This is a genomic window from Streptomyces sp. 8L, from assembly GCF_020176795.1.
Classification (GTDB): Bacteria; Actinomycetota; Actinomycetes; order Streptomycetales; family Streptomycetaceae; genus Streptomyces.
In genome coordinates, this window is the sequence record NZ_JAIUKE010000845.1 from 1 (window position 1) to 1,854 (window position 1,854).

At 74.3% G+C, this 1,854-nt stretch carries 3 protein-coding genes; 1 reads left to right on the forward strand and 2 read right to left on the reverse strand.

Annotated features, from left to right (window positions below):
- Window positions 1-112: 112 nt before the first annotated feature.
- A complete protein-coding gene (locus LCE31_RS41060) occupies window positions 113-499 on the reverse strand; it encodes a cold-shock protein (RefSeq protein ID WP_225023065.1) in 387 nt (128 codons plus the stop codon).
- A gap of 364 nt (window positions 500-863) precedes the next feature.
- Between LCE31_RS41060 and LCE31_RS39340 the strand changes: the two genes are divergently transcribed.
- Window positions 864-1,106, forward strand: a complete 243-nt coding sequence (locus LCE31_RS39340; RefSeq protein ID WP_225023067.1) for a hypothetical protein — start codon at window positions 864-866, stop codon at window positions 1,104-1,106.
- Window positions 1,107-1,144: 38 nt separating this feature from the next.
- Here LCE31_RS39340 and LCE31_RS39345 read toward each other — a convergent pair whose 3' ends face one another.
- Window positions 1,145-1,822: an HAD family hydrolase gene (locus tag LCE31_RS39345; protein WP_225023069.1), complete on the reverse strand. Its 678-nt coding sequence runs from the start codon at window positions 1,820-1,822 to the stop codon at window positions 1,145-1,147.
- Window positions 1,823-1,854: the final 32 nt, after the last annotated feature.

Sequence of the window (1,854 nt, forward strand, 5' to 3'; positions counted from 1 at the left end):
TAGCCGCGGGGGCCCGGCGCGGGGCCGGGGGGGGGCCCGCCCGCCCCCCCCCGCCGCCGCGGCCCGGCGGGCGGGGGGGGGCGGGCCGGCGCCCCCCCCCCCGCGGTGGGGGTCAGACGTCCAACTGGTCCGCGACCGCGCGCAGCAGGCCGGCGATCTTCTTGCCGTGCGCCTTCTCCGGGTAGCGGCCGCCCTCCAGCGTCGGGGAGATGCTCTCCAGCAGCGTCGTCAGATCCTGCACGATGGACGCGAGCTCGTCGGGCTTGCGGCGCTGCGCCACCGCGACGGAGGGCGTGGGATCGAGAACGGTCACCGAGAGCGCCTGATCACCGCGCTGTCCCGCCACGACGCCGAACTCCACCCGCTGGCCCGGCTTGAGATCCTCGACCCCCGCGGGCAGCACCGACGAGTGCACGAAGACGTCACCGCCGTCGTCGTCGCGGGAGAGAAAGCCGAAGCCCTTCGTGTTGTTGAACCACTTGACCTTGCCGGTAGGCACGTCTGTCCTTGTCCTCGAACTGGTTGGGAGCGCGCTGGCCGCGCACAAGTGACAAGAGAAATCGCTCTGGAGAGCACTACAGCGGGTCCACCGACCCGCCTGCGCCCAGGCTAGTGGGCCGGAGACCGGTGACAAGACGGCAAAGCCGCCGAAGAGGCCGACGGCCGGTCGCGCCGCGGAGAGCTCCGCGCCGCGGTACCGCCGAAACCCCCCGACGGGTGGGAACTACCCTGGTGCCGTGACTGCTACTCCTGCATCCGCTGCTCCCGCGTCCGGCACGACCGCCACGGCCGGGGCCGTCGGCACCCCCGGCACCGGCGGCCGGAGCGCCGAGAGCCAGGGCCCGGGACCTGGCGACGGACTCGTGCGCGCCGGCGGGATCGTCTTCATCATCGGTGCCGTGGCCACGCTGATCACGATCGCACCGCTCTTCCTGCACACCAAGCCGTTTCCGACGGTGGCCTACCTCGTCTGCATGCTGATGGCGGTCGGCTTCGTGCTCGCGGCAGCGGGTGTCCTGCGGTCGATCGGCGCGCAGCGCCGCCAGGCCGCGTCCTTCACCGCGGCTGCGGACGCCGGGACCACCGGAAGCGGCTCCGGCGCCTGAGGCCCGGCCGCCGGGCCGTGCGCGCCGCGCCGGTCCTGCTACCTCTGCGCGGGGCCCGGGCGCGCCGACTCCCGCGCGAACGAGTCCAGCCAGGCGGGGAACGCGGTCAGGTCCTTGAGGACGACGTCCGCGCCCGCCGCGCGCAGCTCCTCCTCGCCGCAGGGCCCGGTCGGCACGGCGACGGAGAGGCAGCCGGCCGCGCGCGCACCGCGTACGTCGCCGGTGTGGTCGCCCACGTAGACGCTCGCACCGTGCGCGCGCAGCGCCTCCGCCTTGCGCTCCGCCCACAGCCAGCCGACGACGGCGTCCGGGGTGATGCCCAGGTGCGTGAGGTGGAGTTCCGCGTTCGGCTGGTGCTTCGCCGTCACCACGACCGCCCGGCCGCCCAGCGCCTGGACGGCCTCGACGGCTTCGCGGGCGCCGGGCGTCGCGAGCGTCGGCTCGATGGCGAATGTGGGATACATCTCCCGGTAACGCTCGCCCACCGCCTCGACCCGCTCGGGCGGGAACCACACGGACAGCTCCTGTTCGAGCGGCGGGCCGAGCCGGGAGACGGCCAGGTCTGCGTCCACGTACACCCCGGTCTCGGCGGAAAGCGCCCGGTAGGTGGCGTGGATACCGGGCCGCGAGTCGATCAGGGTCATGTCGAGGTCGAAGCCGACGGTCAGCGGGGCGGGTTCGGGCAGGCCGGGGGCGTGGGAGGACATGCCCCCCATTGTGCAGGGACCGAGCGGGGACGGTACGGGGA